At 72.5% G+C, this 13,935-nt stretch carries 14 protein-coding genes; 7 read left to right on the top strand and 7 right to left on the bottom strand.

The annotated features are described in order from the left end of the window. Positions 1–48: 48 nt before the first annotated feature. Both AB0C62_RS14990 and AB0C62_RS14985 read left to right on the top strand, forming a co-directional pair. A complete protein-coding gene (locus AB0C62_RS14990) occupies positions 49–870 on the top strand; it encodes a helix-turn-helix transcriptional regulator (protein WP_362973201.1) in 822 nt (273 codons plus the stop codon). Positions 871–947: 77 nt separating this feature from the next. Beyond that, on the top strand, positions 948–1,301 hold the full coding sequence (locus AB0C62_RS14985; RefSeq protein ID WP_362973098.1) for a cytidine deaminase: 354 nt from the start codon (positions 948–950) through the stop codon (positions 1,299–1,301). A 63-nt stretch (positions 1,302–1,364) separates the two neighbouring features. Here AB0C62_RS14985 and era read toward each other — a convergent pair whose 3' ends face one another. After that, entirely contained in the window at positions 1,365–2,357 is a 993-nt protein-coding gene (gene era / locus AB0C62_RS14980; RefSeq protein ID WP_362973096.1) for a GTPase Era, read from the bottom strand. Positions 2,358–2,563: 206 nt separating this feature from the next. On the opposite strand from era, the gene AB0C62_RS14975 reads away from it, so the two are divergent. Together AB0C62_RS14975 and AB0C62_RS14970 are read left to right on the top strand one after the other, a co-directional pair. Then, entirely contained in the window at positions 2,564–2,902 is a 339-nt protein-coding gene (locus tag AB0C62_RS14975) for a P-II family nitrogen regulator (protein WP_362973094.1), read from the top strand. A gap of 125 nt (positions 2,903–3,027) precedes the next feature. Then, a complete protein-coding gene (locus AB0C62_RS14970; protein WP_362973092.1) occupies positions 3,028–3,270 on the top strand; it encodes a hypothetical protein in 243 nt (80 codons plus the stop codon). A gap of 40 nt (positions 3,271–3,310) precedes the next feature. On the opposite strand, the gene AB0C62_RS14965 is transcribed toward AB0C62_RS14970, so the two are convergent. From AB0C62_RS14965 to AB0C62_RS14950, 4 genes are all read right to left on the bottom strand, one after another. Next, positions 3,311–4,573, bottom strand: coding sequence for an MFS transporter (locus AB0C62_RS14965; protein ID WP_362973090.1), 1,263 nt, complete (start codon positions 4,571–4,573; stop codon positions 3,311–3,313). Next, a complete protein-coding gene (locus tag AB0C62_RS14960; protein ID WP_362973088.1) occupies positions 4,570–5,874 on the bottom strand; it encodes a GH1 family beta-glucosidase in 1,305 nt (434 codons plus the stop codon). The genes AB0C62_RS14965 and AB0C62_RS14960 overlap by 4 nt, the downstream gene beginning before the upstream one ends. A 99-nt stretch (positions 5,875–5,973) precedes the next feature. Then, positions 5,974–6,240, bottom strand: a complete 267-nt coding sequence (locus AB0C62_RS14955) for a protealysin inhibitor emfourin (RefSeq protein ID WP_362973086.1) — start codon at positions 6,238–6,240, stop codon at positions 5,974–5,976. Between the two features lie 59 nt (positions 6,241–6,299). Beyond that, positions 6,300–7,370 carry a M4 family metallopeptidase gene (locus AB0C62_RS14950; RefSeq protein WP_362973084.1) on the bottom strand — a complete coding sequence of 357 codons (1,071 nt, stop codon included), beginning with the start codon at positions 7,368–7,370 and terminating at the stop codon, positions 6,300–6,302. Between the two features lie 320 nt (positions 7,371–7,690). On the opposite strand from AB0C62_RS14950, the gene leuA reads away from it, so the two are divergent. The 3 genes from leuA (at position 7,691) to AB0C62_RS14935 (ending at position 11,754) form a co-directional block, all read left to right on the top strand. Continuing rightward, positions 7,691–9,442 (top strand): 2-isopropylmalate synthase, encoded by a 1,752-nt coding sequence (gene leuA / locus AB0C62_RS14945; protein ID WP_362973082.1) that lies wholly within the window; start codon positions 7,691–7,693, stop codon positions 9,440–9,442. A 186-nt stretch (positions 9,443–9,628) separates the two neighbouring features. Next, on the top strand, positions 9,629–10,324 hold the full coding sequence (locus AB0C62_RS14940) for a TerB family tellurite resistance protein (RefSeq protein WP_362973080.1): 696 nt from the start codon (positions 9,629–9,631) through the stop codon (positions 10,322–10,324). Between the two features lie 215 nt (positions 10,325–10,539). After that, complete coding sequence (locus tag AB0C62_RS14935) at positions 10,540–11,754, top strand: sialidase family protein (RefSeq protein ID WP_362973078.1); 1,215 nt, start codon at positions 10,540–10,542, stop codon at positions 11,752–11,754. Between the two features lie 114 nt (positions 11,755–11,868). Here the strand turns inward: AB0C62_RS14935 and AB0C62_RS14930 are convergent, their stop codons facing one another. Then, the gene (locus tag AB0C62_RS14930; protein WP_362973076.1) at positions 11,869–12,804 is read right to left on the bottom strand and encodes a dihydrodipicolinate synthase family protein; all 936 of its coding nucleotides are present in this window, start codon (positions 12,802–12,804) and stop codon (positions 11,869–11,871) included. Then, positions 12,801–13,904: an ABC transporter ATP-binding protein gene (locus AB0C62_RS14925; RefSeq protein ID WP_362973074.1), complete on the bottom strand. Its 1,104-nt coding sequence runs from the start codon at positions 13,902–13,904 to the stop codon at positions 12,801–12,803. The genes AB0C62_RS14930 and AB0C62_RS14925 overlap by 4 nt, the downstream gene beginning before the upstream one ends. Positions 13,905–13,935: the final 31 nt, after the last annotated feature.

Below are 13,935 nucleotides of genomic sequence, written 5' to 3'. Positions count from 1 at the left end.
GTCCTCGGGACCGGGACCCAACGGCGCAGGGAACTGCGCGAGTTCCTGATGAGCCGCAGGGCGCGGGTCTCACCCGCCGAGGCCGGGCTCCCGGACGGCGGCGCCCGCCGCCGCACACCGGGCCTGCGCCGTGAGGAGGTCGCCGTCCTCGCGGGCGTGGGCGCCTCCTGGTACCAGTGGCTGGAGCAGGGGCGGGACATCTCCGTGTCGCCGCAGGTCCTCGACGCGGTCGCCCGGGTGTTGCGGCTCAGCAACACCGAGCGCCGCCATCTGTACACGCTGGCCGGACTGAACCCGCCCGCGCCCGAAGTCGCCCCCGGGGACCGGGACATGTGCGACGGGCTGCGCCGGCTGATCGACACGTGGATGCCGTATCCGGCGCACATCATGGACCCGTACTACAACTGCGTGATGTACAACGACGCCGCCTCGGTGGTCCTCGGCATGCGGCCGGAGAACACCCAGAACTGCATCGTCGACTTCTTCACCGACCCGCTCTACCGGGGCCGTTCACGCACCTGGGAGCGGAACGCGCGAACCGTCGTCGCCCAGTTCCGCGCCTCCTGCGCCGCCGCGCCCGACGACGAGGGTTTCCACGAGGTGCTGGCCCGACTGACCGAGGTGAGCGAGGAGTTCGCGCGGCTGTGGGAGGAGCGGGACATCGAGGACGCCGGGCAGATCCGCAAGGAGCTCGACCATCCGCTGGTGGGTTTGCTCGCCGTCGAGTCGACCGCGATGAAGGTGCCGGTCCGTCCCGACCTCACCATCGTGCTGCACACCCCGCTGCCGGAGGCGAACACGGCGGCGAAGCTGGAGTGGCTGGCGTCGCCGGAGGGCCGGCGCGGGTCGATGTACCCGGTGGCCGGGTGACCGCCGGTCCGTGGTGACCCGCCGCGTCCGCCGACCCGTCGGCGGGGGGCCGCCCCCGCACTTCGTATGCTCTGGTCATGACCGACAGCAACGCGCTCGACCCCGAGGACCGCAAGATCGTCACCCTGGCCCGCTCCGCGCGGGCCCGCAACGGCGTGCCCGAGGGGGCGGCCGTACGTGACGAGACCGGCCGGACGTACGTCGCCGGGACCGTGGACCTGCCCTCGCTGCGGCTGAGCGCCCTGCAGACGGCCGTCGCGATGGCCGTGGCCTCCGGGGCGAAGTCGCTGGAGGCCGCAGCCGTGGTCTCCGCGGCGGACGTTCTCGCGGACACGGACCGCGCGGCCGTGTCCGACCTCGGCGGCCCCGGCACGCCGGTGCTGCTGGCCGGGCCCGACGGCGCCGTCCGCCTGACGGTCACCGCGGGCTGAGCCCGGGCCCCGGCCGGCGGTCGCGCCGGACCCGGGGGTCCCGGAGGGGGTGTCGCCGACCGCTCAGAAGCCGAGCTTGCGGAGCTGGCGGGGATCCCGCTGCCAGTCCTTGGCGACCTTCACGTGCAGGTCGAGGAAGACCGGCGTGCCGAGGAGCGCCTCGATCTGCTTGCGGGACTTGATGCCGACGTCCTTCAGCCGCTTGCCCTTCGGGCCGATGACGATGCCCTTCTGGCTGGGCCGCTCGATGTAGACGAAGGCGTGGATGTCCAGGAGCGGCCGGTCGGCGGGCCGGTCCTCGCGCGGCAGCATCTCCTCGACCACGACCGCGATGGAGTGCGGAAGTTCGTCGCGCACGCCCTCCAGGGCGGCCTCACGGATCAGCTCCGCGATCATGACCTGCTCGGGCTCGTCCGTCAGGTCGCCCTCGGGGTAGAGCGCGGGCCCCTCCGGCAGCAGCGGGACGATCAGGTCGGCGAGCAGACCCACCTGCTGGTCGGCGACCGCCGACACCGGCACGATCTCCGCCCATTCGAATCCCAGCTCGCGCCCGAGCTGGTCGATCGCGATGAGCTGCTCCGCGAGCGTCTTGCTGTCGACGAGGTCCGTCTTCGTGACGATCGCGATCTTCGGCGTCTTCTTGATCGACGCCAGTTCCTTCGCGATGAAACGGTCGCCCGGGCCGAGCTTCTCGTTCGCGGGCAGGCAGAAGCCGATCACGTCGACCTCGGCCCAGGTCGTGCGGACGATGTCGTTGAGCCGCTCGCCCAGCAGGGTGCGGGGTTTGTGCAGGCCAGGGGTGTCGACGAGGATCAACTGCGCGTCGGGCCGGTGCACGATGCCGCGCACCGTGTGCCGGGTGGTCTGCGGCTGGTCCGCGGTGATCGCCACCTTCTGGCCGACCAGAGCGTTCGTGAGGGTGGACTTGCCCGCGTTGGGGCGGCCCACGAAGCAGGCGAAGCCGGCGCGGTGGGGTCCCACGGCCTCGGGGGCGCGCGAGGTGCCCGCGTCCTCGGACGGCTCGGATGACTGGTTGCGAACGCTCATGGCGCCCATTGTCCCTGATCGTCGGGGGCCCGCCGTACCAAGCTGTTCGAGTCGCCGGAACCGGGTCCCCGGCCACCGGGGTGAAGACCCGCCGGGATCTTACGGAGCGGGACGGGAACGCCTACGATCACCGGGGTCCCGGGCGACGGCGCCCCGGTTCCGCAGCCCCTCCCCGCCGCCTGTCCCACCCACCCCGCAGAAGGTCGAGCCCGGGCATGAAGCTCATCACCGCGATCGTCAAGCCCTACCGGCTCGACGAGGTCAAGACCGCACTCCAGGAGATCGGCGTGCACGGCCTGACCGTCACCGAGGCCAGCGGATACGGACGCCAGCGCGGCCACACCGAGGTGTACCGCGGCGCCGAGTACCAGGTCGACCTCGTTCCCAAGGTGCGGATCGAGGTCGTCGTCGAGGACGCCGAAGCCGACGCCGTCGTCGACGCGGTGGTCAAGGCCGCGCGGACCGGCAAGATCGGCGACGGCAAGGTGTGGACCGTCCCGGTGGAGACGGTGGTGCGGGTCCGGACCGACGAACGCGGACCCGACGCCCTCTGAGCACCGAAGGCACCGCGCCCGCAGCCCCGGCCGGGCCGGTCACGCCGGTCCGGCGGCCGCCGCCATGTCCTGCAGGCCCACCACGCGCAGCAGTCGCAGACGCTCGTGGGACTCGCTGCCGTGCCGTGCCGTGTGGACGGTACGCCCCCGGCGCGGCGGCCCGGATCCACAACATCGTCGACGACGCCCCCGTCACCGCCGTCGACCTGCACAGGATCAACGGCGTCGAGGTGCCGCCCGCCCCGTACGAGCGCACCGACCCCGACCCCTGGAACGGTGTCGTCTCCACCGACCGCATCCGCCACGACCTGGACTTCCGCCCGATCCACCCCACCCTGTGGAGCGCCCGTGACGCCGGGGCCCCGTGACCGGGCGGGCGCGGAGTCCCACCCCCACCCCTCGGTCCGCTCAGTCCACCCCCTTGATCCGCCCCACCAGCACCGCCCCAGCGAGACCGATCACCGCCGCGACCGCGTAGAGCACCCGGTAGCCGCCCAGATACGTCACGACCGGCGCCGCCAGGACGGGCGCGGCGACCTGGGGGAGGGCGTTGGCGATGTTGATCACGCCGAGGTCCTTGCCGCGGTCGAGGGCCGTCGGCAGGACGTCCGTCATCAGGGCGAAGTCGACGGAGGTGAACACGCCGAAGCCGACACCGAGGACGGCCGCCGCGACGATCGCGCCGGGCCAGGTCTGCCACCCCGCCAGCGCCGCGGTGGCCACCGCCATCAGGACGCCGGACCAGACCACGAACGGCTTGCGGCGGCCCACCCGGTCCGACCACACCCCGCCGACCACCACGGTGGCGAGCAGCGTGACGCCGTTCACCGCGGTCAGGATCAGGACGCCCTGCTCAGGGTCGTCGTGATGCAGCCGGTCGCGCAGGTAGTAGAGGAGATACAGCAGCACGAGGGCGTTGCTGAGGTTGATCAGGAAGCGGGTCAGCCACGCCCACGCCAGGTCGGGATGGCGGCGCGGACTCAGCCGGAAGGAGCCGAGGAAGGCCCGCCAGGACCAGACGGGCCGGGCCGCCACCGGAAGCCGCAGATCCTCGTACCGCAGCACGTACGGCAGGACACCCACCAGCGTGAACACCGCACAGGCCGCGTAGCCGCCCCCGGTGCCCCCCGCCGCCGTCGCCAGCGCCGTGCCGCCGACCACGCCGAGGATCTGCGCGGCGCCCAGCCAGCCGCCCACCGAGCCCCGCTGGAACCGGGGCACCCGGTCGGGCACGGCGGCCGTGACCGCCGCGAACGCGGCGTTCAGCGTGAGCTGGACCAGGCACCAGCCCGCCACCGCCGTCCACGGACCGTCCGCCCGCCCCAGGAGCAGCAGGGACAGCGCGCCGCCCGCCGCTCCGGCCACGATCCACGGCGTACGGCGGCCCCGGCGGGCGGTCGTCCGGTCGGAGAGCGCGCCGAACAGCGGGTTCGCGATCAGCGACACGACCGCGCCGGCCCCCGTGATCCAGGCCAGCAGCGTCTCCTTCGACATGCCGGTGCCGGGCGCGAAGTCCTCCGCCTGCGCGGCGAGAAGGATCTGCAGGGGCCCGTACCAGCCCACCCAGATCGCCCCGTTGGCGAGCGAGAGCGCCGACGTCCAGCCCCGGCCCACCCGTTCGACGGGCTCGGCGAGCGCCCCGGCGGGCACGGCCGGTCCGGTCGCGCTCATCTCCGCGCCCGCAGCACGTCCCGCAGCCAGTGGTAGGAGGCCTTGGGCGTCCGCTCCAGGGTGGCGAAGTCGACGTGGACGAGACCGAAGCGGCGCGCGTACCCCTCCGCCCACTCGAAGTTGTCCAGCAGCGACCACACGAAGTAGCCGCGGACGTCCACGCCCTGCTCCGACGCCCGGTGCAGCGCCCGGATGTGCCCGTCCAGGAAGGCGATCCGTTCCTGGTCGTCGATCCCGTCGTAGGAGCAGCCGTTCTCCGTGATGACGACGGGCGGCAGCCTCGGTCCGTAGCGCTCGCGGAAGCCCGTGAGCAGTTCGGTGAGCGCCTCGGGCACCACCGGCCAGCCGAAGTCGGTCACCGGATACCCCTCCAGCTCGTGCACGGTGAAGGGAAGGTCGGCGGGCAGACGGAGTCCGCCGAACTCGATCTCCGTTCCCTGGGGGGCGCCCACCCGGGTCGGCTGGTAGTAGTTGATCCCGTACCAGTCGAGGGGCTCCCCGATGATCTTCAGGTCCGCCTCGACGTCGCCGGGCATCAGCGCCTCGATGCCCTCGGGATAGCGGCCGAGCAGGACCGGATCGGCGAACAGGCGGTTGAGCAGCAGGTCGTAGAAGTCGGCCGCCGCCACGTCCTCGGCACCGGAGGAGGCGGCCCAGGTCGGGCCGTGCGAGTTGGCGATGCCGATGTCGCCCGCGCCGGCCGCGCGCAGCGCCCGGACGGCGAGACCGTGGGCGAGGAGCTGGTGGTGGGCCACCGGCAGCGCGTCGAACAGGAGCTGCCCGCCGGGGGCGTGCGCGCCGAGCGCGTGGCCCAGCAGGGTGTGTTCGGCGGGCTCGTTGAGGGTGATCCACTTCGTGACGCGGTCACCGAGGCGTTCGGCGACCGTTCCCGCGTACACGGCGAACCGCTCGGCGGTGTCCCGGTCCAGCCAGTCGAGTTCCACCGGCAGGTCCCAGTGGAAGAGGGTGGGGACGGGCCGGACACCCGCCGCGCACAGGGCGTCGACGAGACGGTCGTAGAAGTCGAGACCGCCCGGGGAGTTCACCCGGGGCCAGGAGATCGAGAAGCGGTACGCGTCCACGCCGAGACCGGCGAGGAGCTCCACGTCCTCGGGGTAGCGGTGGTAGTGGTCGCAGGCCACCGCCGCCGTGGAGCCGTCCTTGACGTGGCCGGGCTCGGCGGTGAAGGCGTCCCACACCGACGGGGCGCGTTCGCCGACGGCCCCCTCGATCTGGTGGGCCGAGGTGGACACGCCCCAGAGGAAGCCGGGCGGGAACTGCGGGAGGGGGTTCGTCGCCATGCGCGCGATCATCCGTACCCCGGGTAACGGAAGTCAACGGTGCGGCGACCACAGGAAGTTGACACACCCGGCGCGCACCCCGCCGGTCGCGCACCGTCGCTAGGCACCCTCCTTGAGCACCCGGGAGATCAACTCGCGCTGGTCCTCCGTGAGGCTCGGGTCGGCCGCGTGGACCGTCGTGCCGTCCACCGTGATCCGGTAGCTGAAGCCGTCCGGGACGCCGGCCGGGGGAGTGCCCCGGCCGGCGGCGAGCGTCCGCTCGGCCAGCGCGTGCCAGTCGGCCGCGTCGGGCCGTCCCGAGGTGTCCACCTCCGCACGGCGCTCGATGCCCGCGAACCCGCCCGTGCGCCTCACCGAAATACGCATGGGTCCTGTCTAGCCGAGTCGGCCGCCCGCGGCCACGGCCCCGACGCGGAACGGCACCCCTACGTGGCCGGAACTCCCACCTGTTCCCAGGCCTTGCCGACCGCCTGGAGTTCCTCCCCGTCGCTGTACCGGGAGCGCGCCGCGGCCAGCGTGAGCCGTGCGAAGTCCGAGAACAGGGCCTGCTGCGGCAGCTCCCCGCCGGTCAGCACGTCGTACCAGATCTGCCCGGCGCGCTCCCACGCGTGCCCGCCGAGCGCCTCGGCGACGAGGTAGAAGGCGTGGTTGGGGATGCCGGAGTTGATGTGGACGCCGCCGTTGTCACGGCCGGTGCGCACATAGCCGTCCATCGTCCCGGGCTGCGGGTCCTTGCCGAGCACGTCGTCGTCGTACGCGCTGCCCGGCTCCTTCATGGAGCGCAGGGCGGAGCCGGTGACCCGCGGGGCGAGGAGCCCGGCGCCGATCAGCCAGTCGGCCTCGGCGGCGCTCTGGCCGAGCGTGTACTGCTTGATCAGCGACCCGAAGACGTCCGACATCGACTCGTTCAGCGCCCCCGGCTGACCGAAGTACGTGAGGTTCGCCGTGTACTGGGTGACGCCGTGGGTCAGCTCGTGCCCGATGACGTCGATCGGGAGGGTGAAGTCGAGGAAGATCTCCCCGTCCCCGTCCCCGAACACCATCTGCTCACCGTTCCAGAAGGCGTTGTTGTAGTCGTTGTCGAAGTGCACGGTGGCGTCGAGCGGCAGGCCGTCGCCGTTGATCGAGGAGCGCTGGTAGGCGTTCAGGTAGAGGTCGAAGGTGGCGCCGAGGCCGGCGTACGCACGGTTGACGGTGGCGTCCTGGCCGGGCTCCTCGCCCTCGCCGCGGACCCGGGTGCCCGGGAGGTCCTGCCCGTGGCGGGCGTCGTAGATCGTGCGGTGCGGCTGACCGCCCGCCGCGCCCGGCGGGGCGGCGACGGAGGGCGCGCCGAGGACGGTGGTCAGCCGCCGGTGGGTGCGCTCGTACGCGTCCCGCTCCAGGGTCTGGCGGGCGGGACCGGCGAGCGCGGGGTCCTCGCTGCTCGCGAGCCGGTCGAGGACGTGGGGCGGCACGATGGTGCAGAAGACGGGCTCGAAGCCCCCGTTGGTGGTCATGCCCGGCACCCTTGCACTGAGTTATGCCAGTGTCACTACCTGCAACCATGATTGGTGAAATGCGGCGAAAGGGAGCCGGATCGTCCGCCCGCGAGTGGTATGACGCACGCTTTGTCCCCTTCGCCACCCGTGATCCCGCATACTGATACAGCCCCCCGAGGCGAGCGGGACTCGGCTAGGCTGCGGAGCATCATGCGTATCGGGCTGCTTCTCCTTAGCTGCCGCGGCGAGGGCCTGTAGTCGAGGCCGACCCCCTCCCCGCGGAGTCTGGCGTTGCGCCGTCGGCCGTCCTTTCGGACATCCTGAGGAGCCCACGCATCATGGCGAACAGCCACAGCAGCGAGCAGACCCGTGCCAACCGCCAGCGCCCCACGTCGATGCCGGTCCACAAGTACGGCCAGTACGACCAGGTCGACATCCCGGACCGCGACTGGCCGAACAACCGGATCACCGTCGCCCCCCGCTGGCTCTCCACCGACCTGCGTGACGGCAACCAGGCCCTGATCGACCCCATGTCGCCCGCGCGCAAGCGCGAGATGTTCGACCTGCTGGTGAAGATGGGCTACAAGGAGATCGAGGTCGGCTTCCCGGCGTCGGGCCAGACGGACTTCGACTTCGTCCGCTCGATCATCGAGGACGGGACCGCGATCCCCGACGACGTGACGATCTCCGTACTGACCCAGGCCCGCGAGGACCTGATCGAGCGGACCGTCGAGTCGCTGAAGGGCGCCCGGCGCGCCAACGTCCACCTGTACAACGCGACCGCCCCGGTCTTCCGCCGCGTCGTCTTCCGCGGCTCCAGGGACGACATCAAGCAGATCGCCGTCGACGGCACCCGCCTGGTCGTCGAGTACGCGGAGAAGCTGCTGGGCCCCGAGACCGAGTTCGGCTACCAGTACAGCCCCGAGATCTTCACCGACACCGAGCTGGACTTCGCCCTGGAGGTCTGCGAGGCGGTCATGGACGTCTGGCAGCCCGGCCCGGGCCGCGAGATCATCCTCAACCTGCCCGCCACCGTGGAGCGTTCCACGCCCTCCACGCACGCGGACCGCTTCGAGTGGATGGGCCGCAACCTGTCCCGCCGCGAGCACGTCTGCCTGTCGATCCACCCCCACAACGACCGCGGCACCGCCGTCGCCGCCGCCGAACTGGCGCTGATGGCCGGCGCCGACCGCGTCGAGGGCTGCCTGTTCGGCCAGGGCGAGCGCACCGGCAACGTCGACCTGGTCACCCTGGGCATGAACCTGTTCTCGCAGGGCGTCGACCCGCAGATCGACTTCTCCGACATCGACGAGATCCGCCGTACGTGGGAGTACTGCAACCAGATGGAGGTCCACGCGCGCCACCCGTACGTGGGCGACCTGGTCTACACGTCCTTCTCCGGCTCCCACCAGGACGCCATCAAGAAGGGCTTCGACGCCATGGAGGCCGACGCGGCCGCCAAGGGCGTCACCGTCGACGACATCGAGTGGGCCGTCCCCTACCTGCCCATCGACCCCAAGGACGTCGGCCGCTCCTACGAGGCCGTCATCCGCGTCAACTCGCAGTCCGGCAAGGGCGGTATCGCGTACGTCCTGAAGAACGACCACAAGCTGGACCTGCCGCGCCGGATGCAGATCGAGTTCTCGAAGCTCATCCAGCAGAAGACGGACGCCGAGGGCGGCGAGGTCACCCCGAAGGACATCTGGGCGACCTTCCAGGACGAGTACCTGCCCAACCCCGCGAACCCGTGGGGCCGCGTCCAGGTCAGGACCGGCCAGTCCACCACGGACAAGGACGGCGTGGACGCCCTCACCGTCGAGGCCACCGTCGACGGCGCGGACACCGTCCTGAGCGGCACCGGCAACGGCCCGATCTCCGCGTTCTTCGACGCCCTGCAGTCCATCGGCATCGACGTACGCCTGCTGGACTACCAGGAGCACACGATGAGCGAGGGCGCCTCCGCGCAGGCCGCCTCCTACATCGAATGCGCGATCGGCGACAAGGTTCTGTGGGGAATCGGCATCGACGCGAATACGACACGTGCCTCGCTGAAGGCCGTCGTCTCCGCCGTCAACCGCGCCGCCCGCTGACCCGTTCCACCTGCGTCTTTCCGGCCCCGTCCGCCTTCCGAGGTGGGCGGGGCCGCGGTCGTGTACCGGCCAAACCGGCCCGGGGTCACGGACGGGTCTCGTCCGGGGTACTGACGCCGCCTCGACAATGTGGCTAACATCACGCCAGCGCGGCGATGTTGCCGTGGCATTACGGAGGTGTGCGACGTGCTGCCAGGATGGGGACGAAACGGTCGCTCGGTTCAGGTTCCCCGCATCCTGGGCACCCGTACGGCGTGGAGCACCGTCGGCGACGGCGAGTTCTTCTGCCCCGGCTGCGGGGGCGACCGCAACTACCAGCGGCTCACCGGACGCCGCCGCTTCACCCTCCTCGGCGTCCCCGTGCTGCCACGCGGCGAGACCGGGCCGGTCGTCGAGTGCGCCGCCTGCCACCACCACTACGGCGCGGACGTCCTCGACCACCCCACCACCACCCGCTTCTCCGCGATGCTCCGCGACGCCGTCCACACCGTCGCCCTCGCCGTCCTCGCCGCGGGCGGCAACTGCGCCCGTACGTCGCTGGAGACCGCGGCGTCCGCCGTGCGCTCGGCCGGCTTCGACGACTGCACCGAGGACCAGCTCGGCGCCCTCGTCGAGGCACTCGCCGCCGACACCGGCCGCCTCTTCGGCGAGCCCTGCGGAGCGAGCCTGGCCATAGAGCTCCACGAGGCACTGGACCCGCTGGCCCCGCACCTCGCTGCCACCGGCCGCGAGGCGATCCTCCTCCAGGGCGCCCGTATCGCCCTGGCCGACGGCCCCTACACGCCCGCCGAGCGGGACGCCCTCGCCACCGTCGGCGCGGCCCTCACGATCTGCTCGGACGACGTCACCCGCCTCCTGGCGACGGCCCGCACCCCGTCCTGACCCCCTCCGGGACGCCGCCGCCCCGCCGCTCGCCCCGCGCCCCGGCGCGGCGTCCGCGCGCATCCGACGCGACATCGGAGTGAACCGACGCCCCGTCAGGGTGTCCTCGCCCCGCAGGCATTGCTGCGCCGCATCAGGCCCACTAACTTCTCCCCGGACATCCCACGTCCCATGTCCGACGTGATCCGCGTAGTCCGCGCAGTCCAGGGAGTGCCATGACCGTCACGACCCGCATGGCCGCGTTCGCCAGTGCCGCGGGACTCCTCACCGCCCTCGCCGCCACCGGCGGCACCGCCTCCGCCGCGCCCCTGCACGCCCGGGAGTGCACCTCCTCCGTGCCGTACACCGCGGGCCGCGGCGGCTACGACACGTATCGGATCCCCGCGACCGTCACGACCCGCGCCGGCACCCTGCTGGCCTTCGCCGAGGGGCGGCACGGCGGTGCCGGCGACACCGGCGACATCGACGTCGTCCTCAGACGCTCCTCCGACGGAGGCTGCACCTGGGGCCCGCTCCGGGTCGTCGCCTCCGGCGACGGCGACACCCGCGGCAACCCCGCCCCCGTCCTCGACCCCCGCAGCGGCCGCGTCGTCCTCCTCACCTCCTACAACAGCGGCGCCGTGAGCGAGGCGCAGATCATGCGCGGCGAGGTCACCGCGGAACAGAGCCGCCGCGTCTTCGTCCAGACCAGCCGCGACGACGGCCGTCACTTCACCGCACCGCGCGACATCACCACCGACGCCAAGCCGCCCGGCTGGCGCTGGTACGCCACCGGTCCCGGCCACGCGATCGCCCTGCGTCACGGCCCGCACGCCGGACGCCTCGTCGTACCCGCCAACCACTCGGCCGCCCCGCCCGCCGGCTCCACCGACACCGGCCAGGAGGCCAGGTACTACGGAGCCCACGCCCTCTACAGCGACGACGGCGGCCTCACCTGGCGACTCGGCTTCGTCGACGACTCCTACGACGGGAGGGTCAACGCCAACGAGAGCCAGGTCGCCGAACTCCCCGACGGGCGGCTCTACTTCAGTGCCCGCGACCAGAACGGCACGAGCCCCGGAAACCGTCTCGACACCTACTCCGATGACGGCGGCGAGACCCTCGACCGCCCCTACGCCGTCCAGCCCGCCCTGAACGACGTCCCCGTCGTCCAGGGCAGCGTCCTCCAGCTCACCGGCGGCCCCACCGCGCCGCTCCTGTTCGCCGGCCCGTCCGTCCCCACCGCCCGTCGCTCCATGGCCCTGTGGCACAGCACGACCGCGGGCGCCGACTTCACCCGGGCGGCCACCCTGTCCGCGGACCCGGCCGCCTACTCCGACCTCGTCCAGCTCGGCCCGTCCCGCGTCGGGATCCTCTACGAGACGGGCGTCACCGGCCCCTACGAGACCATCACCTTCCGACGCCTGCCCCTGAACGGCCTGCCCGGATAGCGCGACCCGGATGGCGCGAGCCCCGATGGCGCGCCCCGGATGGCGCACCCGCGGACAGCACGGGCCGGGGCAGCACGGACCGGGCGCAACTGTCCGGACTGCGCGGGCCCCGCCCTACAACAACCCCGCCCCCGCGAGGTACTTGGCCACCCGCTCGACCTCCGCCTCCGACAACGGCACCTGGGGCTCCGCCGTCGCCGGACAGGCGATGACGCCCCGCAGGAACAGCGCGGCCTTGAACGCGCCGAGCGCCGACGAACTCCCGCCCATCCGGGCCGGATCGCCGACGTCCACCATCCCGAACAGCTCGCACAGCCGCTCCTGCTCCGCCCGCGCCCCCTCCGTGTCGCCGGCCGCGCACAGGTCGTACAGCCGCACGTAGCCCGCCGGGTCGACGTTGGCCAGCCCCGGCACCACGCCGTGCGCGCCGAGGGCGAGCGCCGCGTCGACGACGACCTCGGAACCGGTGAGCGCGGTGAACCCGCCGGCACCGGGCAGGTCACGGGCCCCGGTGACGACCGAGCGGAAGGAACCGAGGTCGCCGCTGGAGTCCTTGAGGCCGGCGAGGACACCCTCCGCGGCGAGACCGAGGACCAGCTCCGGGTGCAGCTTGGTGTGCACGGAGGCGGGCATGTCGTACGCGAAGACGGGAAGTCCCGCCCCGGCCGCGACGAGCCGGAAGTGCCGGGCGATCTCGGCGGGGTGGGTGCGCGTGTAGAACGGGGCCGTCACCACGACCGCGTCCGCGCCCGCGGCCCGCGCGGCCCGCGCGTGGTCCAGGACCCGCGGCGTCGTCATGTCGATCGCCCCGGCCAGCACGGGCAACCGGCCCGCCACGTGCCCGGCCGCCGTCTCCACCACCAGCCTGCGCTGCGCGTCCGTCAGATAGGCCACCTCGGACGTCGAACCGAGCACGAACAGGCCGTGCACCCCGGCGTCCGTCAGATGGTCGATCAGCCGGACGAGCGACGGGACGTCCACCTCGCCATCCGGTGTCAGAGGAGTGCAGACGGGCGGTACGACACCGGTCAGCGGGGCGGGGAAGGTCATGAAGGCTCCCTGATGTGCTGCTGGAACGGGTCCTCGGCCAGGGCGGTGGCCGCGGCGGCGGACTCGGCCTGCGCGACCAGGGCGCGCGTCGACCGGCCCTCCTCCACAGGATGGTGACACCGGAAACGGTGCCCCGGCGCCGACGCGGCCGTGAACTCCGGCATCCGCTCCGCACACGCCTCGTCCGCCTTCCAGCACCGCGTGCGGAACGGGCAGCCGCTCGGCGGCCGCGTCGCCGACGGGACGGGCCCGGTCAGCGGAATCGGGTCGATCGGATCCAGCAGACCCGGCGTCGCCGAGAACAGCGCCCGCGTGTACGGATGCCGGGCGGAGTCGGTGACCTCACCGGCCGGCGACTCCTCCACCACCCGCCCCAGATACATCGTGATCACCCGGTCGCTCATCCGCCGCACCGTCTGGATGTCGTGCGACACGAACACCAGCGCCAGACCGAGGCGTTCCTTCAGATCGAGCAGCAGGTTGAGGATCTGCGCCCGCACCGACACGTCCAGCGCGCTCGTCGGCTCGTCCGCCACCACCAGACCCGGGTCCAGCGCCAAAGCGCGCGCGATCGCCACCCGTTGGCGCTGCCCGCCCGACAACTGACCCGGCAGCGCGTCCGCCAGCGCCCGAGGCAGACCGACGAGCGACATCAACTCCCGCACACGGTCAGCCCGTTCGGCCGAGGTGCCGCGTCGGTGCACATCGAGCGGGTCCCGCAGGATCCGTCCCACCGGCATGCGCCGGTTCAGCGCCGTCGACGGGTCCTGGAAGATCATGCCCGTGCTCGCCCCGACCGCCGTACGCCGCGCGTCCGCCTTCAGCGACCACAGATCACCGCCGTGGAACGTCACCGTCCCCGACGTCGGCCGCTGCACCCCCACCAGCACCTTCGCCAGCGTCGACTTCCCGCACCCCGACTCGCCGACCACCCCGACCGTCTCCCCGGGCGCGATCGCCAGGTCCACGCCCGTCAGCGCGTACACCCGGTCCCGGGCGAACACCCCGCCGCTGCGCGCCCGGTGCACCACGTGCACGTCCGTGAGCCGCACCAGCGGCTCCGCGCCGAAGCTCACCCCCTCCGTCACCGGCCCGGTCATCCGAGGACCCCCGGCATCTGCTGCACGGCGT

Origin of the sequence: Streptomyces sp. NPDC048643 (genome assembly GCF_040650615.1) — a bacterium.
Classification (GTDB): Bacteria; Actinomycetota; Actinomycetes; order Streptomycetales; family Streptomycetaceae; genus Streptomyces.
The sequence above is the reverse complement of the archived record's forward strand: the minus strand, read 5'-3'. Positions and strand labels throughout refer to the sequence as shown.

What these genes read in the sequence shown, in the direction of transcription:
- AB0C62_RS14990 (WP_362973201.1), top strand. Translation starts at nt 49, where the DNA reads ATGAGCCGCAGGGCGCGGGTCTCACCCGCCGAGGCCGGGCTCCCGGAC.
- AB0C62_RS14985 (WP_362973098.1), top strand. Translation starts at nt 948, where the DNA reads ATGACCGACAGCAACGCGCTCGACCCCGAGGACCGCAAGATCGTCACC.
- era (WP_362973096.1), bottom strand. Translation starts at nt 2,357, where the DNA reads ATGGGCGCCATGAGCGTTCGCAACCAGTCATCCGAGCCGTCCGAGGAC.
- AB0C62_RS14975 (WP_362973094.1), top strand. Translation starts at nt 2,564, where the DNA reads ATGAAGCTCATCACCGCGATCGTCAAGCCCTACCGGCTCGACGAGGTC.
- AB0C62_RS14965 (WP_362973090.1), bottom strand. Translation starts at nt 4,573, where the DNA reads ATGAGCGCGACCGGACCGGCCGTGCCCGCCGGGGCGCTCGCCGAGCCC.
- AB0C62_RS14960 (WP_362973088.1), bottom strand. Translation starts at nt 5,874, where the DNA reads ATGGCGACGAACCCCCTCCCGCAGTTCCCGCCCGGCTTCCTCTGGGGC.
- AB0C62_RS14955 (WP_362973086.1), bottom strand. Translation starts at nt 6,240, where the DNA reads ATGCGTATTTCGGTGAGGCGCACGGGCGGGTTCGCGGGCATCGAGCGC.
- AB0C62_RS14950 (WP_362973084.1), bottom strand. Translation starts at nt 7,370, where the DNA reads ATGACCACCAACGGGGGCTTCGAGCCCGTCTTCTGCACCATCGTGCCG.
- leuA (WP_362973082.1), top strand. Translation starts at nt 7,691, where the DNA reads ATGGCGAACAGCCACAGCAGCGAGCAGACCCGTGCCAACCGCCAGCGC.
- AB0C62_RS14935 (WP_362973078.1), top strand. Translation starts at nt 10,540, where the DNA reads ATGACCGTCACGACCCGCATGGCCGCGTTCGCCAGTGCCGCGGGACTC.
- AB0C62_RS14930 (WP_362973076.1), bottom strand. Translation starts at nt 12,804, where the DNA reads ATGACCTTCCCCGCCCCGCTGACCGGTGTCGTACCGCCCGTCTGCACT.
- AB0C62_RS14925 (WP_362973074.1), bottom strand. Translation starts at nt 13,904, where the DNA reads ATGACCGGGCCGGTGACGGAGGGGGTGAGCTTCGGCGCGGAGCCGCTG.